Source organism: Nonomuraea sp. CA-141351, from assembly GCF_050944675.1.
Classification (GTDB): Bacteria; Actinomycetota; Actinomycetes; order Streptosporangiales; family Streptosporangiaceae; genus Nonomuraea.
In genome coordinates this window covers 8,959,696-8,983,542 of sequence record NZ_CP191982.1, presented here as the reverse complement: position 1 = coordinate 8,983,542, position 23,847 = coordinate 8,959,696, and the positions used below count along the sequence as shown (strand labels likewise).

Annotated in this window: 23 protein-coding genes, 1 other RNA gene and 1 pseudogene; 10 read left to right on the top strand and 15 right to left on the bottom strand. The window is 69.6% G+C overall.

Annotated elements, in window-relative coordinates:
• Window positions 1-22: 22 nt before the first annotated feature.
• Entirely contained in the window at window positions 23-787 is a 765-nt protein-coding gene (locus tag ACQPWU_RS42300) for a class I SAM-dependent methyltransferase (protein ID WP_433431291.1), read from the top strand.
• Between the two features lie 18 nt (window positions 788-805).
• Here ACQPWU_RS42300 and ACQPWU_RS42295 read toward each other — a convergent pair whose 3' ends face one another.
• The 3 genes from ACQPWU_RS42295 to ACQPWU_RS42285 form a co-directional block, all read right to left on the bottom strand.
• A complete protein-coding gene (locus ACQPWU_RS42295) occupies window positions 806-1,765 on the bottom strand; it encodes an AurF N-oxygenase family protein (protein ID WP_433431290.1) in 960 nt (319 codons plus the stop codon).
• A gap of 63 nt (window positions 1,766-1,828) precedes the next feature.
• A complete protein-coding gene (locus ACQPWU_RS42290; RefSeq protein ID WP_433431289.1) occupies window positions 1,829-2,428 on the bottom strand; it encodes a TetR/AcrR family transcriptional regulator in 600 nt (199 codons plus the stop codon).
• A gap of 57 nt (window positions 2,429-2,485) precedes the next feature.
• The gene (locus ACQPWU_RS42285) at window positions 2,486-3,823 is read right to left on the bottom strand and encodes a sensor histidine kinase (RefSeq protein ID WP_433431288.1); all 1,338 of its coding nucleotides are present in this window, start codon (window positions 3,821-3,823) and stop codon (window positions 2,486-2,488) included.
• 157 nt (window positions 3,824-3,980) lie between these two features.
• On the opposite strand from ACQPWU_RS42285, the gene ACQPWU_RS42280 reads away from it, so the two are divergent.
• Genes ACQPWU_RS42280 through ACQPWU_RS42270 form a run of 3 tightly spaced genes read left to right on the top strand, consistent with a single transcriptional unit; the run spans window position 3,981 to window position 7,647 of the window.
• Window positions 3,981-5,144, top strand: a complete 1,164-nt coding sequence (locus tag ACQPWU_RS42280; protein WP_433431287.1) for an acyl-CoA dehydrogenase family protein — start codon at window positions 3,981-3,983, stop codon at window positions 5,142-5,144.
• Window positions 5,141-6,157: an acyl-CoA dehydrogenase family protein gene (locus ACQPWU_RS42275; protein ID WP_433431286.1), complete on the top strand. Its 1,017-nt coding sequence runs from the start codon at window positions 5,141-5,143 to the stop codon at window positions 6,155-6,157. The genes ACQPWU_RS42280 and ACQPWU_RS42275 overlap by 4 nt, the downstream gene beginning before the upstream one ends.
• On the top strand, window positions 6,157-7,647 hold the full coding sequence (locus ACQPWU_RS42270; RefSeq protein WP_433431285.1) for an AMP-binding protein: 1,491 nt from the start codon (window positions 6,157-6,159) through the stop codon (window positions 7,645-7,647). Before ACQPWU_RS42275 ends, ACQPWU_RS42270 begins: the two co-directional genes overlap by 1 nt.
• Here the strand turns inward: ACQPWU_RS42270 and ACQPWU_RS42265 are convergent.
• From ACQPWU_RS42265 to ACQPWU_RS42240, 6 genes are all read right to left on the bottom strand, one after another.
• On the bottom strand, window positions 7,629-8,750 hold the full coding sequence (locus ACQPWU_RS42265) for a C45 family autoproteolytic acyltransferase/hydolase (RefSeq protein ID WP_433431284.1): 1,122 nt from the start codon (window positions 8,748-8,750) through the stop codon (window positions 7,629-7,631). The genes ACQPWU_RS42270 and ACQPWU_RS42265 overlap by 19 nt on opposite strands.
• 35 nt (window positions 8,751-8,785) lie before the next feature.
• Complete coding sequence (locus ACQPWU_RS42260) at window positions 8,786-9,742, bottom strand: helix-turn-helix transcriptional regulator (protein ID WP_433431283.1); 957 nt, start codon at window positions 9,740-9,742, stop codon at window positions 8,786-8,788.
• Between the two features lie 17 nt (window positions 9,743-9,759).
• Window positions 9,760-11,550, bottom strand: a complete 1,791-nt coding sequence (locus ACQPWU_RS42255) for a zinc-binding dehydrogenase (RefSeq protein ID WP_433431282.1) — start codon at window positions 11,548-11,550, stop codon at window positions 9,760-9,762.
• Window positions 11,551-11,590: 40 nt separating this feature from the next.
• Window positions 11,591-11,941 carry a VOC family protein gene (locus ACQPWU_RS42250; protein ID WP_433431281.1) on the bottom strand — a complete coding sequence of 117 codons (351 nt, stop codon included), beginning with the start codon at window positions 11,939-11,941 and terminating at the stop codon, window positions 11,591-11,593.
• Window positions 11,942-11,945: 4 nt separating this feature from the next.
• Entirely contained in the window at window positions 11,946-13,382 is a 1,437-nt protein-coding gene (locus ACQPWU_RS42245; protein ID WP_433431280.1) for an Nramp family divalent metal transporter, read from the bottom strand.
• A gap of 66 nt (window positions 13,383-13,448) precedes the next feature.
• Window positions 13,449-14,195, bottom strand: a complete 747-nt coding sequence (locus tag ACQPWU_RS42240; protein WP_433431279.1) for a GNAT family N-acetyltransferase — start codon at window positions 14,193-14,195, stop codon at window positions 13,449-13,451.
• Between the two features lie 124 nt (window positions 14,196-14,319).
• On the opposite strand from ACQPWU_RS42240, the gene ACQPWU_RS42235 reads away from it, so the two are divergent.
• On the top strand, window positions 14,320-14,712 hold the full coding sequence (locus ACQPWU_RS42235) for an SSI family serine proteinase inhibitor (RefSeq protein WP_433431278.1): 393 nt from the start codon (window positions 14,320-14,322) through the stop codon (window positions 14,710-14,712).
• A 71-nt stretch (window positions 14,713-14,783) separates the two neighbouring features.
• On the opposite strand, the gene ACQPWU_RS42230 is transcribed toward ACQPWU_RS42235, so the two are convergent.
• Together ACQPWU_RS42230 and ACQPWU_RS42225 are read right to left on the bottom strand one after the other, a co-directional pair.
• A complete protein-coding gene (locus ACQPWU_RS42230) occupies window positions 14,784-15,812 on the bottom strand; it encodes a dipeptidase (protein WP_433431277.1) in 1,029 nt (342 codons plus the stop codon).
• 70 nt (window positions 15,813-15,882) lie between these two features.
• Window positions 15,883-17,313: a flavin-containing monooxygenase gene (locus ACQPWU_RS42225; RefSeq protein WP_433431276.1), complete on the bottom strand. Its 1,431-nt coding sequence runs from the start codon at window positions 17,311-17,313 to the stop codon at window positions 15,883-15,885.
• 94 nt (window positions 17,314-17,407) lie between these two features.
• On the opposite strand from ACQPWU_RS42225, the gene ACQPWU_RS42220 reads away from it, so the two are divergent.
• The 4 genes from ACQPWU_RS42220 to rnpB all read left to right on the top strand — a co-directional run bounded on the left by ACQPWU_RS42220 (window position 17,408) and on the right by rnpB (window position 20,804).
• Window positions 17,408-18,208, top strand: a complete 801-nt coding sequence (locus ACQPWU_RS42220; protein ID WP_433431275.1) for a Nif3-like dinuclear metal center hexameric protein — start codon at window positions 17,408-17,410, stop codon at window positions 18,206-18,208.
• Window positions 18,209-18,210: 2 nt separating this feature from the next.
• Window positions 18,211-18,951, top strand: a complete 741-nt coding sequence (locus tag ACQPWU_RS42215; protein ID WP_433431274.1) for a zinc ribbon domain-containing protein — start codon at window positions 18,211-18,213, stop codon at window positions 18,949-18,951.
• Entirely contained in the window at window positions 18,948-20,390 is a 1,443-nt protein-coding gene (locus tag ACQPWU_RS42210; RefSeq protein ID WP_433431273.1) for a bifunctional RNase H/acid phosphatase, read from the top strand. Before ACQPWU_RS42215 ends, ACQPWU_RS42210 begins: the two co-directional genes overlap by 4 nt.
• Window positions 20,391-20,416: 26 nt before the next feature.
• An RNA gene (rnpB, locus tag ACQPWU_RS42205) (RNase P RNA component class A) lies at window positions 20,417-20,804 on the top strand.
• 130 nt (window positions 20,805-20,934) lie between these two features.
• Here the strand turns inward: rnpB and ACQPWU_RS42200 are convergent.
• The 3 genes and pseudogenes from ACQPWU_RS42200 to ACQPWU_RS42190 all read right to left on the bottom strand — a co-directional run.
• Window positions 20,935-21,075: pseudogene (locus tag ACQPWU_RS42200) on the bottom strand (tyrosine-type recombinase/integrase); the annotation flags it as partial.
• Window positions 21,076-21,398: 323 nt separating this feature from the next.
• A complete protein-coding gene (locus ACQPWU_RS42195) occupies window positions 21,399-22,436 on the bottom strand; it encodes a macro domain-containing protein (RefSeq protein ID WP_433431272.1) in 1,038 nt (345 codons plus the stop codon).
• Window positions 22,433-22,858, bottom strand: coding sequence for a hypothetical protein (locus ACQPWU_RS42190; RefSeq protein ID WP_433431271.1), 426 nt, complete (start codon window positions 22,856-22,858; stop codon window positions 22,433-22,435). Before ACQPWU_RS42190 ends, ACQPWU_RS42195 begins: the two co-directional genes overlap by 4 nt.
• A 231-nt stretch (window positions 22,859-23,089) precedes the next feature.
• On the opposite strand from ACQPWU_RS42190, the gene ACQPWU_RS42185 reads away from it, so the two are divergent.
• Entirely contained in the window at window positions 23,090-23,443 is a 354-nt protein-coding gene (locus ACQPWU_RS42185) for a hypothetical protein (RefSeq protein WP_433431270.1), read from the top strand.
• Window positions 23,444-23,483: 40 nt separating this feature from the next.
• On the opposite strand, the gene ACQPWU_RS42180 is transcribed toward ACQPWU_RS42185, so the two are convergent.
• A complete protein-coding gene (locus ACQPWU_RS42180) occupies window positions 23,484-23,693 on the bottom strand; it encodes a hypothetical protein (RefSeq protein WP_433431269.1) in 210 nt (69 codons plus the stop codon).
• Window positions 23,694-23,847: the final 154 nt, after the last annotated feature.

Genomic DNA, 23,847 nt, shown 5'->3' with positions numbered 1-23,847 from the left:
GAACCTGTATATGGTCCCATCCATGACAGACCTGTTCGGCGGCGCGGCACCGTACTACGCGAAATACCGCGCCGGCTACGGCGATCCGGCGATCGAGCACCTGGCCATGACGTTCGGGCGTGACAGCACCGCGCTCGACCTCGGCTGCGGCCCCGGCACGATCGCGATCCCGCTCGCGCGGAGCGTGCGCGAGGTCCTGGCGGTCGATCCCGACGGGGAGATGCTGGCGGAGGGCAGGCGGCTGGCGGGGAACGCCCCGAACATCCGCTGGATCCACGGCGACTCCACGCGGCTGCGCGAGCTGCCGGCGTTCGACCACATCGTCATGGGCAGGTCGTTCCACTGGATGGACCGCCGTGCGGTGCTGGCCGAGCTGGACGAGTTGCTGCCGCCCGGCGGCGTCGTGGCGCTCGTTGGCCCGAGCCGCGACCCCCAGGAGGAGCCCTGGGAGCCCGCCATGCGACGGGTACGCGACGAGTTCGAGGTGAACACGTTCACGGCGAGCAACTCCTACCAGGCCAGCGGCGAGCACCACGACGACGTCCTGGCCACCTCGCCGTTCGCCGACCTGGACGCCACCAGGTACGAGCACCGCCTCGTGTACGACCTGGAGGCCGTGATCGGCCTGCAGCTCTCCTACTCCTACACCGCCCCCGCCCGCCTCGGCGACCGGATCGAGTCGTTCAGGGAGGCGGCCAGGAAGGCGCTGCTCGCGCTCAACCCCGCGGGCAGGTGGGAGCAGGTGGCGGTCACCGAGGTGCTGATCGCCCGGCGCCCGAACGACTAGACCGCACAACCAGCGGGGCTAGATGCCCATGGCCCGCCAGATCCGCCGGGTGAACGCGTTGATCAGCCCGATCTCGGCGCACAGATCCCGCGTCTTGGCCACCGAGTCCCTGATCTCCCGCTTGGCGGCGGGATTGCGCAGGTAGACCTCGGCGACCACGTGGGCCGGGATCCGGAAGCGCCTGATCATCGGCCCGGGAGGGGCCAGCATGATCCGCGCCATCACCCCCAGGATGAGCGGCGTCAGGACGCCCAGCAGGAGCCGCCGGTACGCGGGCATCCGAGGCACCCGATTGCGCAGGTAGTGCCGGGCGAAGGAGATGTGCCGGGCCTCCTCCGCGATGTGGATCCGCATGATCGTCTCTTCCAGCGGATGGTGCGCCCGCTCGTCCTTGAGCACCTTGCGCTGCACGTGGTCGATCGGGTCCTCGCCGCCCAGCACGAACACGAAGAACAGCTCGGTCGAGACCAACGGTATCCACGGCGCCACCTGCGCGATCACGGACAGCGGCCCCGGCATCCCGCGGATCGGCATACGGGTACGGTTCACGAACTCCTGGAACATCATCCCGTGATGTCCCTCTTCGATGGTCTCGTGGTAGACGTACCGGAACTCCGGTGACCCGTTCGGCAGCCGGTAGGCGTAGTTGAGCAGCCCGCGCTTGAGCAGGTTCTCGAACTGCAGCCCGATCTTCATGGCCGTGGCCACCCGCCACAGCCCGATCGCCGCCCGCACCTCGGGCGGGCGGCTCCGGTACCACGGGTGGCCGCCCAGCTTGTCGACCTCGGGCAACTCCCAGCGCGGGTCCGCCGGGTCCACCTGGAACTCGGGGTCATCCCACGGGATGTCCCGGTACGGCTCCCAGTGCTTGTCGACCGACGCCTTCGAGAGGCGTTCGATGACCGTGTGGTAGGCGCCCCTGCCGGCGACCTGCTCGTCGCGTTCGCGGGCGGCGGTAGAGCGCGGTGCCGATGCCATCGCGTGCTCCTCTCCTCGCCCTCTAATTGTACGGAGCATCCAATAGTGCCGGAAGGGGGAGAGTCACAGCTTTTCGGCGGATATCCCGAGCTCGGCCGCGGCGGCCGTACGGATCAGCACGTTCACCCGGCGCCTGGACAGCACCTTGGCGTGCACGTGCGTCTGGATCGCCAGCCCGTCGACGAGCGCGAGGATCCGCCACGTGGCATCGTCGGGAGCCTCACACTTGAACTCGCCGCAGGCCACGCCGGCCTCGATGATCTCGCGTAACAGCACGCGGCCCTGGTAGTCGATGCGCCGGGAGATCTCCTCGAGCTCCGGGTTGCGCATCGCCTCGGACCACGCGTCGATCCACAGCCGCCATCCCTCGGTGGGGATCCCCGGCGAGGAGAGCCTGAGCAGGGTGCGCAGCCGTTCGAGTGGCGTGCCCGTGGACTGCTCGATGTCGGCGAGCGCGTTGAGATGCTGGCGGGCGGCGTACGTGAAGGCCTGCGCGAACAGGCGTTCCTTGCTCTCGAAGTGGTAGAACAGCAGCGCCTGGCTGACGCCGGCGGCCCTGGCGATGTCGATCGTCCGGGTGTGCCCGAATCCCTGCTCCGCGATCACCTCGCAGGCCGTCTTCAGTAAATCCTCGCGCCTTAATCGGCTGAACCCTGATGTCACAGCGCGCAGCTCACCTCCGGTACCTCGAGCAGGGTCGAAAGCCTGTCATACCCACCATCAGTCCTGTCGTATCGGCAGCCGCAGAACGAAGCGGGCTCCGACATCCGAATCCTCGATCTTGAGGCTGCCGTGGTGGAGCCGCGCGATCTCGCGGGCGATGGGCAGGCCCAGCCCGGTGCCGCCGGCGTCGCGGCTGCGCGAGGCGTCCAGCCTGGTGAAGCGCCTGAAGACGACCTCGCGCTGCTCGGGCGAGATGCCCGCCCCGTCGTCGAGCACCTCCAGCACGGCCTCGCCGTTCCGGCGCAGGGTCACGATGATCGTGCTGTCGGCGTGCCGCTCGGCGTTGTCCAGCAGGTTCGTCAGCAGGCGGGCCAGCCTGAGACGGTCGCCCAAGACGACCACGCCGGGCTGCAGGCTGGTGATGACCCTCTTGGAGCGTGGCCGGGTGGTCTCTCCGGCGACCAGTTCTGCCAGGTCGACGGGCTCGAACGCCCCGGGGGCGCCCGCGTCGAGCTTGGCGAGCGCCAGCAGGTCGGTGACGATGTTCTGCAGCCGTTCGAGGCCGGCCATCAGCTTGCCGCCGGTCTCGCACCAGTCGGTCTCGTCGGGGGCGAGCATGGCCGACTCGAGCTCGGCGCGCATGGCCGTGATGGGGCTGCGGAGGTCGTGGGAGGCATCGGAGGTGAACCTGCGCTGCTGCTCCATCGCGGCCTCCATCTGCGCCAGCATCCGGTTGGCCGCCTCCGCGAGCGCCTTGACCTCGTCGGCGTTCTCCGGGACCGGCACGCGCAGGACCTCCTCGCCGCGAGTGATCGCGTTCAGCCGCTCGGTGATCTCGTTCACCGGCGCGAGCGTCTTGGCCACCACCCTGGACACGCCGAACCAGGTGATCGCGACGAGCAGCGCGGACAGCCCGGCCGCGATACCGATCGCGGCCGGGTGGACGTACCAGGGCACCGAGGGGTCGAAGGCGTAGGTGAGCCACTCGCCGTCCGGCCGGTTGACGCGGGAGACGACCATGATCTGGCACTCGCCGCCGAACCGCGGCAGGTCGCACACCTCCTCGACCTTGTCACTCCTGGCCGGGTCCGGAATCGTCCGGGATAGGCGCGGCGAGCCCACCAGGTTGGAAGTGGAGGCCACCACCCGGCCGGACGGGGCGACGACCTGGACACCCTTCAGGGGGAGGTCGAGGACGGGGGTCAGCTCGTTCCGCTTGATCCAGCGGATCGGGCGCTGGGAGACGCTGATCACCTCTCTCGTGCGGATGCCGACCGCCGTGTCGTGTCCCACCCACACCAGGGCCGCGCCGGTCGCCAGGCACAGCAGGGCCATCGCGATGCTGGCCCACAGAGCCAGCCGCGCGCGAATGGATCTCCCCAGCCGTGCGATCACACCCAATCCCCCGTAATCAGGTGATCACAGTACGTGCCTCCACCTCTAATTGTCGGAGATTCGGCGACAAATCACGCTAAAGGCCCCCAGAACAGTGCCCTATGCGCCGTCCGGCCTCCTGGCTAGAGTAAGTGGGCACTGATGCCAAGGAGTCGATGTGAACCTTGCTGACTACCGGCGCGCCGCCAGGGCCTGGTTGCAGGAGAACGCTCCGACGGACGACCCGGAGACGGACGCGATCGCCAGGGCCAAGAAGTTCATGGCCAAGCTCCACGACGCCGGCTACTCCGGCATCACCTGGCCCGAACGGTGGGGCGGACAGGGGCTGACGCAGGCGGAGGAGCGCGCGTTCGCCGCCGAGGCCCGTGGCTACACGCTCCCCACGTACGTCTTCTCGATCGGGCTCGGCATGACCGGGCCGACACTGGTCGACCGGGGCACCGACGCGCAGCGCGAGCGGTTCCTCAAGCCGCTGCTGCGCGGCGAGGAGATCTGGTGCCAGCTGTTCTCCGAGCCGGGGGCGGGCAGCGACGTGGCCAGCCTGCAGACGAAGGCCGAGCGCGACGGCGACCACTGGATCGTCAACGGGCAGAAGGTGTGGACCTCGGTCGCCCACCACGCCGACTGGGGCCTGCTGCTGACCCGCACGGACGTGGAGGTGCCCAAGCACAAGGGGCTGACCATGTTCGTGGTGGACATGCACCACCAGGGGGTGACGGTCAGGCCGCTGAAGGACATGAGCGGCAGGGCCAACTTCAACGAGATCTTCTTCGACAACGTCCCCATCCCCGACGAGCACCGCGTCGGCGAGGTCAACGACGGCTGGAGCGTGGCCGTCACGACGCTGCTGCACGAGCGGCTGTCGATCTCGGCGGGTGTCGGCATGGGCGGCCAGAAGGACGACCCGACCTCGCTGGAGGCGCTGCGCCAGGTGGTCGACACCGAAGACCCACTGGTCCGCGACCAGCTCGTGGAGCTGCACATCCGCAGCCGCGCCCTGGCGCTGTTCAACCAGCGGCTGGCCCAGGAGACCGAGGCGGGCATCTTCCCCGGTGCCCGGGGCAGCGCCGCCAAGCTGCTGCTGGCCGAGCTGACCATGTTCCGGGCCGACCTGGCCACACGGCTCGTGGGGCCGGAGGCCGCGCTCGGCGACCACCCGCTCGCGTACGCGATCTCGCTGGCCCCGGCCATGTCGCTGGGCGGCGGCACCAACGAGATCATGCGTAACATCGTGGGCGACCGCGTGCTCAACCTGCCGCCGGAGCCCAGGGTGGACAAGAACGTGCCGTTCAAGGACCTGAAGGTGGGGACGCAGGGGTGAAGCTCGTACTCGATGAGGAGCAGCGGCAGCTCCGTGAGGCCGTGCGCGCCTTCCTGCGCGCCGCCTCGCCGCTGCCCAAGGTGCGCCACGGCTACGACCCGCAGGTGTACGCCAGGCTCAACGGCGAGCTCGGCCTGTCAGGGCTGATCGTCCCCGAGGAGTACGGCGGCGCGGGCGCGGGCATGGCCGAACTGGCGGTCGCGCTGGAGGAGACGGGCGCTGCCTTGCTGCCGGGACCGTTCCTGGCCACCGCCTTCGCCACCATCGCTCTGGCGGGCACGCCCGACAAGGAGCTGCTCGGCGCGATCGCCGAGGGCCGGATCGCGGCCACGCTCGGCCGGGACACCCTCGACTATGACGGCGCGGCCGTGCGCGGCACGCTGGCGCAGGTGCTCAGCGGCATGGAAGCGGACGTTCTGGTGACGCCGGCCCGCAGCGGCGACGACACGGTCCTGGTGGCCGTCGAGCTGGCCGGGCCCGGCGTCACCCGGACGGCGCTGGAGACGCTCGACCTGACGCGCGGCCAGGCACGGGTGGCCCTGGAAGGCGCGCCCGCCCGCGTGCTGGGCCCGGCGCCGGAGGCCGACGACCGGCTGTGCGTGGCGCTGGCGGCCGAGCAGCTCGGCGTGATGCGGGCGGCGCTGGACGCCATCGTGGCCTACGCCAAGATACGCGTGGCCTTCGGCCGCTACATAGGCTCCTACCAGGGGGTGAAGCACAAGCTCGCCGACATGCACTGCCGGCTCGAACAGGCCGAGTCCATCGTCAGGTACGCCGCCTGGGCCGCCGACGAGTCGCCCGACGAGCTGCCCGAGGCCGCCGCCCTCGCCCAGGCGTACGTCGGCCGCGCCTGCTTCGAGGTGGCCCGCGACCACCTCTTGCTGCACGGCGGCATCGGTTTCACCTGGGAGCACGACGCGCATCTCTACTACAAGAGGGCCAAGGCGGACGAGGTGCTGCTCGGCCCGCCCCGCGTCCACCGCGCCCGCCTCGCACATCTGTTGGAGCTGTGATGATGGACGTCAGCCAGCTGCCCGGCTTCTACGCCATCGCGGCCGCCGACCCCGCCCGCCGCGCGGTGATCGACTACGACGGCACGGAGACGTCCTACGGCGAGCTGCTCGCCCGGGTCAACCAGGTGTCGCACGGCCTCAGGGCGCGCGGGCTCGGCACCGGCGACGTGGTGGCGGGCGTGCTGCCCAACGGCATCGACGCCATCGTCATGCTCATGGCGACCGCCCAGATCGGGCTCTACTACGTGCCGATCAACTGGCACCTCACGGCGTCCGAGGTGGCGTACATCCTGGACGACTGCGACGCCAAGCTCGTGGTCACCGGCCCCGGCTACGCCGTGCCGGGAGCGGAGATCGGGACGGCCGGGCTGGCCGAAGGGCAGCCCATCGGGGCGCCCGGCGAGCGGACGTCCGGGGCGGTCATGTGGTACACCTCCGGCACCACCGGCTTCCCCAAGGGTGTGCAGCGGCCGCTGCCCGGCGCGGAGCCGGAGCAGCTGGTGCCGGCGTACAGGTGGTTCCTGGGCGAGGTCGTGGACCTGCGGCCGGGCGACGACGTGCACCTGGTGACCTCGCCGATGTACCACTCGTCGCCGTGCGCGCACACCCAGTTCGCGCTGCACCTCGGGCACACCGTGGTCGTCGCGCCCAAGTTCGAGCCGGTGACCATCCTGGAGCTCATCGAGCGGTATCGGGTGACCAACGCGATGATGGTGCCCACCATGTTCCACCGCATGCTGCAGCTGCCGGAGGATGTCAGGGGCAAGTACGACGTGTCGAGCCTGCGCCAGGTCATCCACACCGCCGCCGCCTGCCCGGTCGCGGTCAAGCAGCAGATCATGGACTGGTGGGGTCCGGTGCTGTACGAGTACTACGGCTCGACCGAGTCGACCATCGCGTTCGCGGTCAAGCCGCACGAGTGGCTGGCCAAGCCGGGCACCGTGGGCAGGCCCGCGCCCCTGTTCGAGGCCAAGATCGTCGATGAGGCGGGCATGGAACTGCCGCCCCGCGAGCCCGGCATGATCTACGTCAAGTCCAGCATGGGCACGTTCGAGTACCGCAAGGACCCGGCGAAGACCGCCGCCAGCATGCTGGGGGAGTGGTACTCGCCGGGTGACATCGGCTTCCTGGACGAGGACGGCTACCTGTTCCTGTGCGACCGGCGGACCGACCTGATCGTCTCCGGCGGGGTGAACATCTACCCCGCCGAGATCGAGGCCGCCCTGCTCGAGCACCCTGCGGTGGCGGACGTGGCCGTCATCGGCGTGCCCGACGAGGAGTGGGGCCACAACGTGGTCGCTCTCGTCCAGCCCGCCGAAGGGGTCGCGCCCGGCCCCCAGCTCACCGCCGAGCTGCTGGAGCACTGCGGGCCGCGCATCGCCAGGTTCAAGCACCCGAAGGTGATCGAATATCGTTCACCGCTGCCGCGCACGCCCACGGGCAAGTTGTCGCGCATCAAGGTACGCGAGGACTACCTGTCGGAGCTGTGAAACACCAGCTCGTCGCTGTAACCCCGGCCGTCGCCCAGGTAGAAGCGGGTCGACAGGGTACGGTCGGCGGTGTCGAAGACCGTGGTCCACAGCGTGCGGAACGGCAGCGCCGGATCCTCCCGCGGCCGGACCGCGCACAGGCTCTCGCGCAGGTCCTGCGATGACATGGTGGCGCCCTTGCTGCGCTCGTGCAGCGTGCGCAGCCGCTCGAACGTCCGGAAGCCGGCCGCCGTGTCCGCGGGCAGGTTCATCGGGTCGGGGTGGCGGTGCAGCAGGTGGTTGGTGACGCAGAGCGGGCCGTCGCCGAGCTCGACGATGTGCTCGCTGCCGTCCCTGCCCCGCTCCCACACGAACGCCCGCCCGTTCGCGTCGGCCACCAGGTAGTGCAGGGGCATGCCGTGGTCGTACTGCTTGGCGCCGAGCAGCGCCTGCTTGGCCTGCTCCACGTTCTCGCAGGTCTCGACCAGGAACCTGGGCAGCTGCACGCTCCCCACTCCGACCTGCGGCGAGATGCTCTCCGGCGGAGTCGCGTTCTCGAAGTCGGCCACCAGCAGCATGACCGCCAGGCCCGCCGAGTTGATGCCGTCCATGCAGCCGTCGAGGTCCGACATGGTGATCACCGTCGAGGACAGCCCCTCGTCGGGCACCGTCGTGATCACGTACGGGCGCGAGGCCATGGGCAGCTCGTTCGGCCGGGGCTCACCGCCCATGATCTGGCTGGTGGTCGTGGGGAAGAAGTCGTAGTTGCGACCCACCCTGCCGTGGCCGTCGGTGGACGCCGACGGCGGTATCCACAGAGCCGAGCAGCCGGAGCCCTCGGGCACGAAGCTGAGGCCGTCGAGGGCCAGCTCGTCCTGGTCGGGGTCGAGGCCGAGGGCCGCCGCGGCGCCGTCCAAGCGGGCGTCGTGCTGGGGCCAGTGCCGCTCGAACCACGTCCTGCGGGCCCGGTTCACCGTGGGGTCCACCGGCGTGGGGGACCAGCCCAGCCTGCGGGCCTCCTCGGTGAGCGCCCTGCCGATCTCGAACTGGCTGCCCTTGAGCGTGAGGTGATGCACCAGCTGGAAGTCGTCCTTGCTTCCGGCGACCTGTGTCATGTTCTTCATGCCACCGAGGCTGCGGCCGCCCGCTGACCGGGGCCTTACCGCCGGCTGACCGCCCGCCGGTAGCGCTCGGACAGCTTCAGCACGTGCTCGGCCAGCTCGGGCGGGTCGAGCACCTCGAAGTCCACGCCGACGAACCCGATCCACACGGCCATCCCGTTGAGGTCGTCGCCGCCCAGCCGGAGCAGGCAGGTGGCCTCGTCCACCGGCTCCACCTCCAACCCCGGCGCCAGCTCCTTCACCTGGCCGGCCGGGGTGTGCAGGAGCACGGTGGCCCGGTAGCGCCACATCGCCGTGTTGACGCCCCGCTCCACGAACGCCGCCACGTCGCCGTCCCCGGGCAGCTCGCGCGGGGTGAACCTGGGCCCGGACGGCGTGCGCGGGCGCACCCTGTCCACCCTGAACGTGCGCCAGCCCTGCCGCTCGACGTCGTATCCCACGAGGTACCAGCGGCCGCGCCGGTGCACCAGGCGGTGCGGCTCCACGTTCCGCACGGTCGTCTCGCCCTCGTGGCCGGTGTAGTCGAAGCGGAGCCGCTCGTGGTCGCGGGCCGCGTTTGCGATCGTGGTCAGCACCTCGGGCGCCACCGAGGGGGCGTTGCCGGGGATCTGTACGGTGTAGCTGTTGAGCGTGTTCACCCGGCGGCGCAGCCGGGACGGGAGCACCTGCTCCAGCTTGGCCAGGGCGCGTACGGAGGTCTCCTCGATGCCCTCCACCCCGCCGCCCGCCGCCCTGCCGAGCCCGACCGCGACCGCCACGGCCTCCTCGTCGTCGAGCAGCAGCGGCGGCAGCGAGGCCCCCGCGCCCAGCCGGTACCCGCCGGCGACCCCCGGCGTGGCGTGCACGGGATAGCCGAGCGAGCGCAGGCGCTCGACGTCGTTGCGGATCGTCCTGGTGGACACCCCGAGCCGGGTGGACAGCTCGGGGCCCGTCCATTCCCTGTGCGCTTGAAGCAGGGAGAGGAGCTTCAGCAGGCGGGCCGAGGTTTCCAGCATGGAGACCAGTGTGCCCGCTATCGCGGCAAGGTGGCTTCCGTGTTCACCACGATCTTGCCGAGGAAGTGGCCGTCCTCGCTGCGGCGGTGCGCGTCGGCGATCCGCTCCAGGGGGAACACCTCCGCGACCGGGATCCGTACCTCATGGGCTGGTACGGGGCCTCTCGTGCCGCCGGTCGAGAAGCGTACGCCCATCTTCGCCGCGTTGACCGGATCCGCGATGCTGATCACCTTGGCGGGGTCGCCGGTGAGCTTCACCGACAGCTCCAGCTCGCCCCTGCCCGAGGCGTCCAGCACCCGGTCGACCGGTCCCGGGAGGCGCTCCTCCAGGCCCTCGCCGTACGTGACCGGGTGGACGCCGAGGTCGCGGAGGTAGGGGTGGTGATGTTCGCCGGCCGTGCCGACGACCTGGGCTCCCCTGGCGATGGCGAGCTGTGCGGCGGCCAGCCCGACGCCGCCCGCGACCGCGTGGATCAGCAGCGTCTGTCCCGGTTGGAGGTCGAGCTCGCTGAGCGTGCGCTGGGCCGTCTCGAGGGCGACCGGCAGCGCGGCGGCCTCCTCGTACGTCAGCTCGTCCGGTTTCGGCGTCAGGGCGGCGGCGTCGGCGATCGCGTGCGTGGCCGCCGCGCCCGACTCGACCTGCCCGAACACCGGCTGGCCGAGCCGCCACCCGCTCACCTCCGGGCCGATCGCGTCGATCGTCCCGGCCAGCTCGAGGCCGGTGCCGCGGGGGCCGTCGACGGGGCCGCCGCGGCGGAGCTTCCAGTCGAGGGGGTTCACCCCGGCCGCCCTGACCGCGACCCGCACCTGTCCGGGGCCCGGCTGGGGGAGCACGATCTCGTCCAGCGTCAGCACCTCGGGTCCGCCGTTGGCCCGGTAGCGGGCGGCCTGGGCGGTGACGAGCAGGACCGCCTTGCCGACCAGCTCGCGCCTGTCCAGCGCCGCGTGCGCCTCGCTCGCCCGCTCCAGCGGTACGGCGAGCCCGACGACGGTGGCGAGCCTGTCGTCCTCCATGACCCTCTGGGCCAGCTGCCTGAACTCGTCCGGGGCGAACTGGACCTGCTCCATGCCGACCACCCTGGCCGCCCCGGGCTTGATCAGGGCGGCCGAGCCGCTGGGCACGCCGTAGGCGAAGAACGTCCCGCCGGGCTCGACCAGCTCGTACGCGGCGCCGCCGACCTCACCGCCGACCCCGTCGAACACCACGTCGAACCGCCCACTGAGCTCGGTGTAGTCGACGGCCTCCGCCGCGCCCATGCCCAGGGCCGCCTCCCGCTTCGCCGCGCCGTGGGCCGCGGCCGTCACGTGGGCGCCGGCCGCGCCGGCGAGCCGCACGATCGGCAGCCCCAGCGCGCCTCCCGCCCCGGTGACCAGCACGCGTGACCCGGGTTTCAGCTCGGCCGCGTCCACCAGGCTCAGAGCGGCCGGCCCCACCTGGATGAGCGAGGCCGCCCGCCACAAGGGCACCTCGTCCGGCACCCCGACCACCGTCTCGACGCCGGCCACGACCTGCTCGGCGTACCCGCCACCGCTGGGCAGGAACGCGGCCACCCGCCGTCCAGCCCAGCCGGCGTCCACCCCGTCGCCCACCGACAGCACCCGCCCGGCCACCCCGGTGCCGGGCACGAACGGCGGCTTGTTCGGGAACCACTCGCGCCCCCACCCGGCCCGCAACTGCGCGTCCAGCGACATCACGTCCACCGCCGACACACCGATGAGCACCTGCCCAGGACCGGCCACGGGCTCCGGCGCCCGCCGGACCTCCAGCACCTCGGGACCGCCGAACTTCGTCACTTCGATCACGTTCATGCGACCGAGTCTGATACCTCAAGTTCGGTTGAGGTCAAGCTCAGGGCAGGTCGTACGCCGTCTGGTGCCGGGGCTCGTACAGCCCGAGCCGCCCGCCCCCGGGCAGGTGGACCGCCGTGAGCATTCCCCACTCGTGGTGGGTGACCGGGTCGAGCGGCACGTCCTTGGACCGCAGATCGTCCATCGTCTGCTCCAGGTCGTCGCACGTCAGATAGAGCTCGTGGACCTCCGCCTCCCCGGTCGGGTGGACGGCGAGCTCCGAGGGAGGCAGCTGGAAAATCAGCCAGCCGCCTCCCCCGTCGACGAACGGGAACTCGAGCACGTCACGGATGAACGCCCGGTCGGCGTCCGCGTCGTGACTGTAAACGATCAGATGCGCTCCGTTGATCATCCCCTCACGATACGCCGAAGAGCTTCTGTGCCTGCTGAATGACGACCATCACGGTCAGCGTCCCGAAGAAGGCCACCGACCACACCAGCGCGCCCAGCCGGTACGAGCGCACCTTGATGGCCTCGGGCAGCGACCGCCGGTTGAGGATGATCAGCAGGATCGAGTACACGAACATCATCACGGCCGCGAAGCACGCGGAGAACACCAGCAGGATGAGCGGCTGGTCGAAGCCCGCCAGCAGGACCGCGATCCCGATCAGCGCCATGGCCCAGACCGTGTAGAAGTAGACCCGGTTGACCGAGACGGGCTTGTCACGCAGGTAGACCGTCTTGATCGTGTCGGAGGCCAGCCGCGAGGTGTAGTCGACGATGCCCATGGCCGAGGCGAACAGGGCCAGCGCCCCGATCACCCAGAACAGCACGCCGAACCACGGGGCGACGACGTCCTGCAGCACCTTGCCCTCGACCTGCAGGAACTGGATGCTGTTGGCCAGCCCCTCCCGGCCGAACACGGTGGAGTAGGCCAGCATCGACATGAACGCGATGGTCAGGAACGACACCACCGCGAACGTCCAGGCCTGCTCGATGTTCGCGAAGCGCCACCACTGCTTCCATCGGGCCAGGTTCTCCTTGGTGGGCGGGAACTGGAAGCCCGTCGAAGCGGCCGCCTCCTCCTGTCCGGTCACCGGGCTGACCAGGCGCGGCACGTACTGGCCCATGCCGAAGCCCTTGTCGCGGATCCAGTTGCTCTGGCAGAGGTTCTGGCCGCCGCCCGCGCCGGCGTACGCGATGGCGCCCATCAGCACCGAGAACTCCAGCGGCGGCACGGGGAACCTGGCCCCGACCGTCATGCCCTTGCCCAGCTGAACCCAGCTGTCGGCATTGATCGCGAACAGGACGGCGACCACGATCAGCGTCGCCACGAGGATGATCTTCACGAAGATGACGCGTTCGAGCACGGTATAGATCACCGGCGCCAGCGTCAGGCCGAGCGCGATCACGAGGAGCATGCCGATGGCGATCCACCGCACGCTGCCCGCGCCCGACCCGGTCAGGTACGTCACCATGGTCGCGGACGTGGTGACCCAGCCCGGCCAGAGGTTCGAGCAGAGCGTCATCACGACGAAGACCAGGCCCCAGTGCTTCCACATCCGGCTGAACCCGGTGAGCGCGGTCTCGCCGGTGGCCAGCGTGTAGCGCTCGATCTCCATGTTCAGGAACCACTGCGTGATGATCCCGATCGCGGCTCCCCAGATGAAGATGAGCCCGACTTGGGAGGCGATGTACGGCCAGAGGATGAACTCGCCCGACGCCAGCCCCACACCTGCGCCCACCAGCCCTGGGCCGATGATGCGCCATTTGGATCGGGGAGGATCAGGCAGATCGCGGACGGTGACGGATGGTAGGACTCGCGCAGGAACGGTCGGGGTGTACTCCGCCATGCGGATCTCCTTGCTCAGCGTTGCCTGAGCGCCACATTACAGAGATACGTAATGCCGGTGGAATAGTCAGTTAACTTGCATCACGACGTACTCGCCCCGGTCTGTGAACCCCACGACCCTCCCGCCCGCCTTCATCAGCCCGCCGAGGGTGTCGCGCACGGCCAGCCGCCACGCCTTGGCCGCCGCCGGGTCCTCGCGCCGCAGCCGCTCGACATCGGCCGGCGTCCCCACCAGCACCACGTCGCCCCGCGCGTCCTTCACGACCGGCCACCCGCTCTCGTCGGCGAGCAGCGCCTCTGCGGCGGGCGGCTCGTCGCGCCGCTCGCGAGCGGCTATCCGCCACACCGCCAGCAACCGGTCGGACGCGTCCCCCTCGTTGATCGCGTCGGCCATGTCCCCGTAGAAGTCCTCCAGGTACTCCTCCGGCATGGCGCCCAGCTTGACCAGGTTGAACCGCGCGTTCCTGCGTACGAGCGGGTCGAACGTCCACGTGATCCGGTCCAGCCCCCGCTCCAGGCACCAGGCTCGCTGGTGCGACTTCAACGCGTACCCGATGCCCCGCCCGATGACGGCGCCGGTCACGTGCGAGTGCAGCGTCCGGCCGGCGCCCCTGAACCCGACGGAGGCGCCCACCAGCGCGCCCCCCTCGTACGCGCCCGCCACGTAGTTGCCCGTGTGCGCGAACCCGATCATCAGCTCCACGGTCACGGGCGGGTTGTGCGGCTCGGGATGCCAGATGTCGTCGAAGAGCCGGTAGACCTCCTTGAACTCGTCGATCTCCCGCAGTTCCCTGATCACCACGCCGCCGTTCACTTCTCCATTTACGCACGGCGAGGCGCAAGGCGTTACTTCACCCGAAGTCTCTTGGCGACTACTCTCAGTAGTCGATCGAAGGTCCGTCTCGGTGCCGGGACGGCCGTTGACCTGGGAGGTTCCCATGACGCTCGTGCTCACCGCCGCCCGCAAGCTGGCCGTACTCGGACTGTGCGCGACGCCGTTCCTCGCCCCGCTCCCCGCCGTCGCCGACGACGACGCACCGGGCGCGGAGCTGTTCATCACCGTCGAACCCCGGTCGGGCGGCGAGTACGCGAGGACCCTCACCTGCGACCCGCCCGGCGGTCTCCACCCGCGACCGGAGGAGGCGTGCGAAGTGCTGCGCGAGGTGGACGGGCACGTCGAGGACCTCGACGCGGATCCAGGGCCGTGCCCGATGATCTGGGACCCGGTGACCGTCGACATCGGAGGCCACTGGCACGGCGAGGACGTCTCGTTCCACCACGAGTTCTCCAACAACTGCGTCGCGGAGCGGAAGTTCGGTCCCGTCATCTAGCCGGGCGATCCGAAGGCCGCCCGCAGCCCCCGCCACCCGGCGGGGGCTTTCTCATGCCTTGGAATCGCGGATCACGCCAGTTGTTCGCCGAGGAAGCGGTGCACGTTGCCGCCGATGATCTTCATGACGTCCTTCTCCGCGAGGCCCCGGGCGAGCAGGCCCTCGGTGACCGTGGGCAGCCCCGACGGCCCCTCCAGACCGGGGATCGCCGACTTCGGGTCGACACCTCTCGTGTGGACGTCCTCGCAGCACGGCGGGGTCAGGTCGTCCATGACCTCGCGGATGAAGTCGGGGCCCAGGCCGACGTGGTCGATCCCGGCCACGGACACGATGTGCTCGATGTGGTCGAGCAGGCGATCGAGCGTCATGTCCTCCTCGCGGTCGGCGAGGAACGGGGCGAAGAAGTTGACGCAGATCACGCCACCCGTGGCGGCCACCGCGCGGAGCTGGTCGTCGGTGAGGTTACGGTGGTGGTCGCGCAGCGCCCGGGCGGAGGAGTGGGTGGCCATGACGGGTCTGGTGGCCAGCTCCAGGACGTGCGCCACGCCGGAGGCGCCCAGGTGGGAGACGTCGAACACGATGCCGAGCCGCTCCATCTCCTGCAGCGCCGCCACGCCGTGAGACGTCAGGCCGCTGCCCGTGGCGTCCTCGCCGCTGCCGTCGGCCAGCGGTGTGCGGCCGAAGTGCGCGATGGACGCCACCCGCACGCCCAGCCGGTGGACGGCCGAGATCAGCTCGACGTTCGCGTCGATGCCCGGCATGCTCTCCAGCGCGATCACCAGGGCGATCTTGCCCTCGTCGAGTGCCCGGTCGATGTCGGCGGCGTTCAGACATATGCGGACGTGGTCGGGGTTTCCCTCGGCGAGCACGTGCGCACACTCGATCATGCGCAACGTCTGCCGTAGCGCACCCTCCGGCCGGTACTGGTCGTCGATGAAGACCGGCAGGACCTGCAGATTGACCCCGCCCTCGATGAGCTGGGGCAGCCACCTCTCGCGGAAGAACGAGGCCCACTGCTGAGGCGGCCGCGCGGAGACGGCCATGAGCAGATCGTTGTGTGTGTCGGCCACGACTGCGCGCTGGTGCAGGGAAACAGTCATATGTCGGACGTTATCGCGAGGGCTGGACCAGCTCCAATGCGCCTGTCGTCTCTGAGAGGGCCGGGGTGCCCTAGACGGGGCGGTAGGCGGGCGCCGGGCGCTTGGCGGTGAGCTTGCGGTAGAGCGTGGTGGTGCCGGGCCAGTTGTTGGTCACGCGGCCTTCCGCCGTTTTGTACCAGCTCTGGCAGCCGCCGCCCCACACCATCCGCGTCATCGCCGCGTCGAGTTGCCCGCGCCATGCCGCCATGACCTCAGGTCGTACCTCGATCGGCCCGTTGGCCGACAGGTACGGCAGGCAGGACAGGATGTGCCTCACCTGGCATTCGATCATGAAGACGATGGAGTTGTGCCCGAGGTTGGTGTTGGGGCCGTACAGAAGGAAGAGGTTCGGGAAGTTCGGCATGGATATGCCCAGGTACGCCTCGGCGCCGCCCTTCCACTGCTCCTCCAGCGTCCGCCCGTCGCGCCCCAGGATCTCCATCGGCGCCAGGAACTCGGTGCTCTTGAAGCCGGTGGCGTAAACGATCGTGTCGACCTCGTACGGGCCCTCGGTGGTCTCGATGCCCTTCGGCGTGATCCGTACGATCCTGTCCGTCACCACATCGACATCGGCCCTGGTCAGCGCCGGATAGAAGGTGCTGTCGATGACGACCCGCTTGCAGCCCGGCGGATAGTCGGGGGTGAGCTTGGCCCGCAGCGCCGGGTCGGGCACCTGGTCGTGCAGGTGACGCAAGGCGCGCTTCTTGAGCAACTCCGCGCTCCAGCCCTGGGCGAGGGCGGGATAGAGGGTGGCTTCGGCGTACCGGTAGATCCACTCGCGGTAGGCCCGCTGGAGGCCGGGGACGAAGTGGAACGCGAGCCTGGTCAGCGGTCCGAACGCGGCGTCCGGCTTCGGGATCACCCAGTTGGGCGTGCGCTGGAAGACGTACAGGTGGCCGGCCTGCTCGGCGATGCGCGGGATGAACTGGGCCGCTGACGAGCCGTTCCCGATCACCGCCACGCGGCGGCCGGTGAGGGTGTGATCGTGGTTCCATCGCGCGGAGTGGAAGGAGACGCCCTCGAAATCCGACATTCCGGGAATGTCGGGCAGGCGTGGGCGGTTCAGCTGGCCCACTCCCATGACGAGCACGTCGAACGCTTCGGTGTGGTCCCCGCTCGTGAGCTGCCACTGCGCGCCGTCGAAGACAGCCCGCCGCACTTCAGTCCCGAAGCGGATTTTTCGCCTGACGTCGTATTTCTCGGCGCAATGTTCAAGATATCCAAGAATTTCGGGCTGCTCCGGGTAACGGCGCGTCCAGCTCGCGTACTTCTCGAACGAGTATGAGTAGAGGTGCGAGGGGATGTCGCACCCCGCTCCCGGATAGCTGTTGTCGCGCCACGTGCCCCCGAGCCCGTCGGCCTTCTCGAAGACCGTGTACGAGCGGACCCCGGCCCGTTCGAGCTGGATCGCCATGCACAGTCCGCCGAACCCCGCTCCGATGATCGCGACGCTTGGTGACATGCCGTCCTCCGCAGGTCAGGATTCACTTACATTACGCCGAACGCCGTTCCAACGACACCCTCCCCCAGGCCGATAGTCTGCGCAGGTGGCTGCTGTGACGTTGACGAACGTGATCGAGGTGCTCGAGGCGTCCTACCCGCCCGCCCGGGCCGAGTCGTGGGACGCCGTGGGGCTGGTCAGCGGAGACCCGGCGCAGGAGGTGCGGCGGGTGCTGTTCGCGGTCGACCCGGTCGCGGCCGTGGCCGATGAGGCCCTGGAGTGGAAGGCCGACCTGATCGTCACCCACCACCCTCTTTACCTGCGCGGCACCACCAGCGTGGCCGCGACCACACCCAAGGGCCGCCTGATCCACACCCTGATAAAGAACGACATAGCCCTCTACACCGCCCACACGAACGCCGACGTGGCCAACCCCGGCGTGTCCGACGCCCTGGCCCGGGCCGTCGGTCTGGTCGACGACCTGGTGCCGCTCCAGCCGTTCCCCGACGATCCGTGGCGCGGGCTGGGCCGCATCGGCGAGCTGCCCTCGGAGATGACGCTGGGCGAGTTCGCGGCACAGGCGGCCAAGGGCCTGCCCCGCACGTCCGGGGGCATCCGCGTGGCAGGCGATCTGTCCCGCCCCGTCACGCGCGTGGCGGTCAGCGGGGGCGCGGGCGACTCACTCCTCGGTACGGCGAAGGCCGCGGGGGTCGATGTGTTCCTCACGGCGGACCTACGGCATCATCCGGCGAGTGAGTTCGTGGAGGCGGGCGGTCCCGCGCTGATCGACGCCGCGCACTGGGCGACCGAGTGGCCCTGGCTGGAGAGCGCGGCGTCCATCCTGCACTCGAGTGGCGTTACCGTTGAAACGCGTGTCTCCGCCACGGTCACCGATGCTTGGACAAGAGGATATTGATCATGAAAGCTGCGCCTGAGGCCCAGAAGAGACTGCTCGACCTGGCAGAGCTCGACTCCGTGATTGATCGGCTGGCGCACCGCCGCCGCACCCTGCCCGAGCTGGCCGAGATCGACGAGCGGTCGAAGTTGTTCGCCAAGCTCGCCACACAGGCGATCGAGGCCCAGACCGAGGCCGGCGACCTGGCGCGCGAGCAGGCCAAGGCGGAGAGCGACGTCGATGCCGTACGCACCCGTGCCGACCGTGACCAGAAGCGCCTCGACTCCGGCGCCGTGACCTCGCCGCGCGACCTGGCCGGCCTGCAGTCAGAGATCGCCTCGCTGCACAAGCGCCAGGGAGACCTGGAAGAGGTCGTTCTGGAGATCATGGAGCGCAAGGAGGCGGCCGACACCAAGGTCACCGACCTGGTCGCCCAGCGCGACGAGCTCGCCGCCGCCCTCGCCGTCGCCGAGGCCCGCCGCGACGAGGCGCTCAAGGAGATCGACAAGGAGGCGGGCGCGGTCCAGAGCCGCCGCGCCGCCGTCTCCGGCGACATCCCCGCCGACCTCCTCGGGCTCTACACCAAGCTCAAGGACCAGTACAGCGTGGGCGCCGCGATGCTGCGTGGCGGCCGGTGCCAGGGCTGCAAGGTGGCCCTCTCCATCGCTGAGATGAACCGCATCAAGGCAGCGCCCCACGACGAGGTGCTCCGTTGCGAGGAGTGCCGCCGCATCCTCGTACGTACGGCAGAGTCAGGCCTGTGACCTCCTACATCATCGAGGCCGACGGCGGCTCGCGCGGCAACCCGGGGCCTGCCGGTTACGGCGCGGTCGTCATGGACGCCTCCGACGGCCAGGTGCTGGCGGAGGCGGCCGAGGCCATCGGCGTCACGACCAACAACGTCGCCGAATACCGCGGTCTGATCGCCGGTCTCCAGGCCGCGCTCCGGCTGGGCGGTGAGGGGGCTTCGGTGGCCGTCCGGATGGACTCGAAGCTGGTCATCGAGCAGATGGCGGGCCGCTGGAAGATCAAGAACGAAGGGCTGCGCCCGCTCGCGATGGAGGCCGGGGCGCTGGTCAGGCGGTTGCGCGTGACGGAGTGGACCTGGATCCCCCGCGAGCGCAACAAGCACGCCGACCGCCTGGCCAACGAGGCCATGGACGCCGCCGCCAAGGGCCTGACCTGGAAGGCCGGCGGCACGACCGAGCCCGGCGCACCAAGCGGACAGGGACCCGACACACAGGCGCGTCCGGGCCCCTCAGGAGCACGGGCGACGGACGCCCAGGGACGGCGGGACACCGCAGGAGCACGGGCGACGGACGTCCAGGGACGGCGGGACACCGCAGGAGCACGGGCGACGGACGTCCAGGGACGGCGGGACACCGCAGGAGCACGGGCGACGGAGGTCCAGGATCGGCCGAGCGCCTCCGGGGCGACCGCCCGCACCGCGTCCCGGCCCGCCGCGCGGCAGACGGACCTCCTCGACGCGGGCGACATTTCCGAAATATCAGCTCCCACCGCCTCCACTGCCACAGCCCAGCAACGCACCGCCAAGGGCACCGGCTGGCGCCCTCCCACCCGCGTGGCCACGTCACTTCTGCTGCTCAGGCACGGTGAGACCGAGCTGTCCGTGGAACGCAGGTTCTCGGGCCTGGGCGACGCCGAGCTCACGCCCAGCGGCCTGGCCCAGGCGGCGGCCGCCGCCGAGAGGCTGTCGCGCGAGCCGTACCGGCTGGATGTGATCATCACCTCGCCGCTCAAGCGCGCCATGCAGACCGCGGAGGCGGTCGCCCAGCGGACCGGGCTCGACGTCGAGGTCGACGAGGATCTCAGGGAGCTCGATTTCGGCGAATGGGAGGGCCACACGTTCACGGAGGTGCAGCGCCGCTGGCCGGCCGAGCTCGCCGCCTGGCTCGCCGACCCCGAGATCGCACCGCCGGGCGGCGAGAGCTTCGCCTCGACCGCCCGCCGCGTCCAGGCGGCGGGAGAGCGGCTGGTCGAGCGCTACGAGGGCAAGACCGTTCTCGCGGTCTCGCACGTGACACCCATCAAGATGCTGCTGAGATTGGCCCTCATGGCCCCTCTGGAGTCCCTCTACCGCATGCACCTCGACCTGGCGTGCCTGTCGCTGATCGAGTACTACGCGGACGGCCCGGCCGTGGTGAAGTCGTTCAACGACACCTCGCACCTACGCCGGGAGTAACGTAGGGCTTGGTATAATTTTGGAGACGAGTCGGCTGGGCGACCGCGTTGGGCCTTACGGCCTGCCGAGGAAGGTCCGGGCTCCACAGGGCAGGGTGGTCGGTAACACCGACCCGGGGTGATCCGCGGGACAGTGCCACAGAAAGCAGACCGCCTCCCGGTTGACGGGAGGTAAGGGTGAAAGGGTGGTGTAAGAGACCACCAGCGCCCACGGTGACGTGGGCGGCTAGGTAAACCCCACCCGGAGCAAGGTCAAGAAGGGACGCTCTCCGGAGCGTTCCGCGCGCGACGTTCGAGGGCTGCCCGCCCGAGCCGCGCGGGTAGACCGCTCGAGGCCGCCGGCAACGGCGGCCCTAGATGGATGGTCGCCCCTTCTCACGAAGGACAGAACCCGGCCTACAGGCCGACTCGTCACCCTCCGCCCCTTTGACTAGGGGCGGAGCACCCTTCAAGATCTCCCATTCCGTCCCTGTTCCGTGATCTTTGGAAGTAGAAGCGCATCGATCGCTCCGCGTCCGAGATCTTCTGTTCCGGGAAAAGTGACCGTAGGTGTCCATCGTCTCGGCGATGGCGGCGTGACCGAGGCGGGTTTGGATCACCTTTGGGCTGAGGTTGGCCTCGATCAGCCCGGAGGCGTAGAAGTGCCTCAGATCGTCGAATCGAGTGCCCTTGGGTAGCCTGGCCATTACGGCCTCGCGCCAACAGTGGACGGGGTCAGCCATCGAGGCCATCGATGACAGAGGCCGAATCTCGACAATTTTGAGTCGCAATGCGACTGTTTGCGTTCGATGGGTGGGCGGGGCGGCGCCTCACCACGACGGTGGGGGGCACTGGCCGTGCTCGTCATGGCGGTGGTCGCGCTTGACTGGCGCTGTTCCACGCGGTCTCGTACTTCATGCCGCTCGGCTGCGTGGGCTGGGGGAAAGGCTCCATTGGCTGCTGTGGCGTCTGATCCCGATGGTCGGCTACGGCGTAGCGATCGTTTTGCTGGTCGCAGGAATCCAGAGCGTCAGGAGCCGGGCTGGTTCATCTTCCGGCGCGTCGTCCGCATGAGCTCCTCCACCCGTGCGATCTCCGCCGTCACCTCCGCGATCTGGTTCTCCAGGATGACCGGCACCCCCGCACCCCCATAGCGGGCCTTCTCGATCTCGAGCTTGTTGAGCGAGCCGTAATGGACGTTCAGCAATGTGCTGAGCCCCTCCAGCCGAGTCTGCAGCGCCTTACGCTCCACCTGGCTGTCACGCCAGCGAGGCTCCACCAGCACGTCATCTGCCAGCTCGACAGCCCGCCGACCCGCGTCCCCTGCCAAGATGCCCTTCTGCAACCGGTCGACGTCCTCCAGAGTCCGTGGCGGCTGCCGCAACGCATCGGCAACGTCCCTGATCTCCTGGAGCAGGTCCTGGAGGGCGGGCCGAAGCCGCTCCAGCGCCTCGTCCCGCGACGACTGCTCCAGCACCCGTACGGCTCCCGCGAGCCTGCGGGTCTGCCCACCCACAGCCGCCAGCGAGGCCACCCGCTGGTAGAAGATGGCCAGGTCGCTTTCCCGCAGCTCCCGACCCGGCGGCAGGGTCAGGCTCACCTCCTCCAGCGACGACCCGCGCGCCAGCCGGTCGCAGATCGTCTGGACGAGGATCTGGGCACCCTCATACAACGGAAACCGCCCGGTGCCGGTGCCGAGCGCCGGGAGCGCGATGCTTCGCACCCGAAGGCTCTCCGCCAGGTCCAGCGACCGGTTCACCAGCTGCCTGATGCACGCCGTGTCCGGCATGAGATTGCGATCCAGGTCGATGGAGACCGCATGGAAGACGTACTTGGCGGACAGCTGCCCCGCCGTCGTCACACCGACGTCGCCCAGTGATAGCGGCAGCAGCTTCCTGGCATGCAGACGCAGCTCCGCACCGGCCTTGACGGACAGGGCCATGGAGACACCGCCGCCCATGGTCAGGTAATTGTCGTCGGAGCTCACCAGCACCTCGGCAGTCGACTCGGTGAGGTCGCCGTAGCCGACGCGGAACAGGGACGAGCCGATCCGGTAGGCGGTCGTCATCGCGGCTGGCCACGGAGGCGCTCGCGCACCGCCTCCAGGCGGTCGCGCTCGTCCTCGAGCTGGGTTTGCAGGTGGACAGGAGCGCTTCCGGCGTACTTGGCGACCTGTTCTTCGAGAATGCGCACGTTCCGTTCGTGAATGCGCAGAAGATTCCGCAGGCTCTCGCGGTCGAAATCCGGCGTGCCGGGATTTTCGTGCATGCGTGACTCCTGTCGACTTTCCTCCGTGTACGGCTGAGCCGCCATCCGGGCAAGCCACCCCGCCAGCCCCAACGCCACCGCCGCGCCAGCGAACCACAGCGCCTGGGCCCACCAGGGGCCATCCACGCGGTTGGTCGCCACCCCGCCGGCGACGGTCGCCACGGCACTGCCGACGGCGATGAGCTGGACCGGTTTTCGCGCGCCCTTTTTCTGCTTTTTCATATGAACCGGAAACCGGCGCGGGGGTTTCTCATTAGAAAAGTGTAAAGGCGTCACCCTTCCATCCGGGGGAGGAGTCGCTCGCTCACCCCATCCAATAATCCAGCCCCAGATGCGTGTGGGTGTCGTGCGCCTGCCGAGCGTGCCACCGAGCCAGCCCGGACCCGCCGTCGCGGCCGCCAGCTCCGCCAGCATGGTGTGCGTCGACCCCCGTACGGCGCCACCCGTGCGCTCATGACCAGCCGTTCCGAATACGGCATGAGCCTGCCGGTAGGGCGCGGCCGAATCCGGCACGCCCAGCCGGGCGGCGACGTGGCCCAGACCACGCCGAGAAACTCGGCCGCCCAGTCCTCCCTGATGTCGCTGCCCCCACCGCTCCAGCAGCCGCCGGGCCAGCGCGACGTCGTCCACGTCGAGGGGGCCAGCACGGCGACGGGGCGGAGCGGCCCCACTCGGGGTCGTGCATCCCTCGGAGAGATTCCCCATTGGGTCAAGGTCGTGGTGACGTCCCGCACTGCCGTTTCGACGGTGCCGGGGCCGAAGACGAGGTCGGCCAGTGCGCCCAGCCGGGTGAGACCGACCCGCTGATGCAGCCGTCGGTGTCCACCGAGTAAGTAGCCTAGCGCGGTCAGAGGGAAACGGGCTTGGCCGTCTTCTCCGGCCAGCTGGTGGAGACGGCTGTGATGGGCTCGATGAGACGGCTCAGGTCGCTCGCCTCAGCGAAGTGCCTGCCGGGCTGCGGGCGCGACATGCAGTGGGCCAGCGCGGCGCGCTCACCGGTTGTCAGGGTGGTGGCGGGCTCGAGCCGTCGTGCTTGGGCTGCGCTGATGGGCATCATGACGGCACCACCAGTCCAGCCAGCAGGCGCTCTCGCTCTGCCTGAATCGATGCACTCGCGCGACGGAGCTTGCTGGCCAGCTCACGGCCGCTGAGATGGATGTACGTCATCGTCGTGGCCAGATCCCTGTGCCCGGCGTACTGAGCGATTTGAT

Bases quoted from the DNA above. Each gene is read 5' to 3' on its own strand.
- ACQPWU_RS42300 (WP_433431291.1), top strand. From the start codon at position 23: ATGACAGACCTGTTCGGCGGCGCGGCACCGTACTACGCGAAATACCGC.
- ACQPWU_RS42295 (WP_433431290.1), bottom strand. From the start codon at position 1,765: ATGGCATCGGCACCGCGCTCTACCGCCGCCCGCGAACGCGACGAGCAG.
- ACQPWU_RS42270 (WP_433431285.1), top strand. From the start codon at position 6,157: ATGATGGACGTCAGCCAGCTGCCCGGCTTCTACGCCATCGCGGCCGCC.
- ACQPWU_RS42265 (WP_433431284.1), bottom strand. From the start codon at position 8,750: ATGAAGAACATGACACAGGTCGCCGGAAGCAAGGACGACTTCCAGCTG.
- ACQPWU_RS42260 (WP_433431283.1), bottom strand. From the start codon at position 9,742: ATGCTGGAAACCTCGGCCCGCCTGCTGAAGCTCCTCTCCCTGCTTCAA.
- ACQPWU_RS42255 (WP_433431282.1), bottom strand. From the start codon at position 11,550: ATGAACGTGATCGAAGTGACGAAGTTCGGCGGTCCCGAGGTGCTGGAG.
- ACQPWU_RS42250 (WP_433431281.1), bottom strand. From the start codon at position 11,941: ATGATCAACGGAGCGCATCTGATCGTTTACAGTCACGACGCGGACGCC.
- ACQPWU_RS42245 (WP_433431280.1), bottom strand. From the start codon at position 13,382: ATGGCGGAGTACACCCCGACCGTTCCTGCGCGAGTCCTACCATCCGTC.
- ACQPWU_RS42235 (WP_433431278.1), top strand. From the start codon at position 14,320: ATGACGCTCGTGCTCACCGCCGCCCGCAAGCTGGCCGTACTCGGACTG.
- ACQPWU_RS42230 (WP_433431277.1), bottom strand. From the start codon at position 15,812: ATGACTGTTTCCCTGCACCAGCGCGCAGTCGTGGCCGACACACACAAC.
- ACQPWU_RS42225 (WP_433431276.1), bottom strand. From the start codon at position 17,313: ATGTCACCAAGCGTCGCGATCATCGGAGCGGGGTTCGGCGGACTGTGC.
- ACQPWU_RS42215 (WP_433431274.1), top strand. From the start codon at position 18,211: ATGAAAGCTGCGCCTGAGGCCCAGAAGAGACTGCTCGACCTGGCAGAG.
- ACQPWU_RS42195 (WP_433431272.1), bottom strand. From the start codon at position 22,436: ATGACGACCGCCTACCGGATCGGCTCGTCCCTGTTCCGCGTCGGCTAC.
- ACQPWU_RS42190 (WP_433431271.1), bottom strand. From the start codon at position 22,858: ATGAAAAAGCAGAAAAAGGGCGCGCGAAAACCGGTCCAGCTCATCGCC.
- ACQPWU_RS42185 (WP_433431270.1), top strand. From the start codon at position 23,090: ATGACCAGCCGTTCCGAATACGGCATGAGCCTGCCGGTAGGGCGCGGC.
- ACQPWU_RS42180 (WP_433431269.1), bottom strand. From the start codon at position 23,693: ATGATGCCCATCAGCGCAGCCCAAGCACGACGGCTCGAGCCCGCCACC.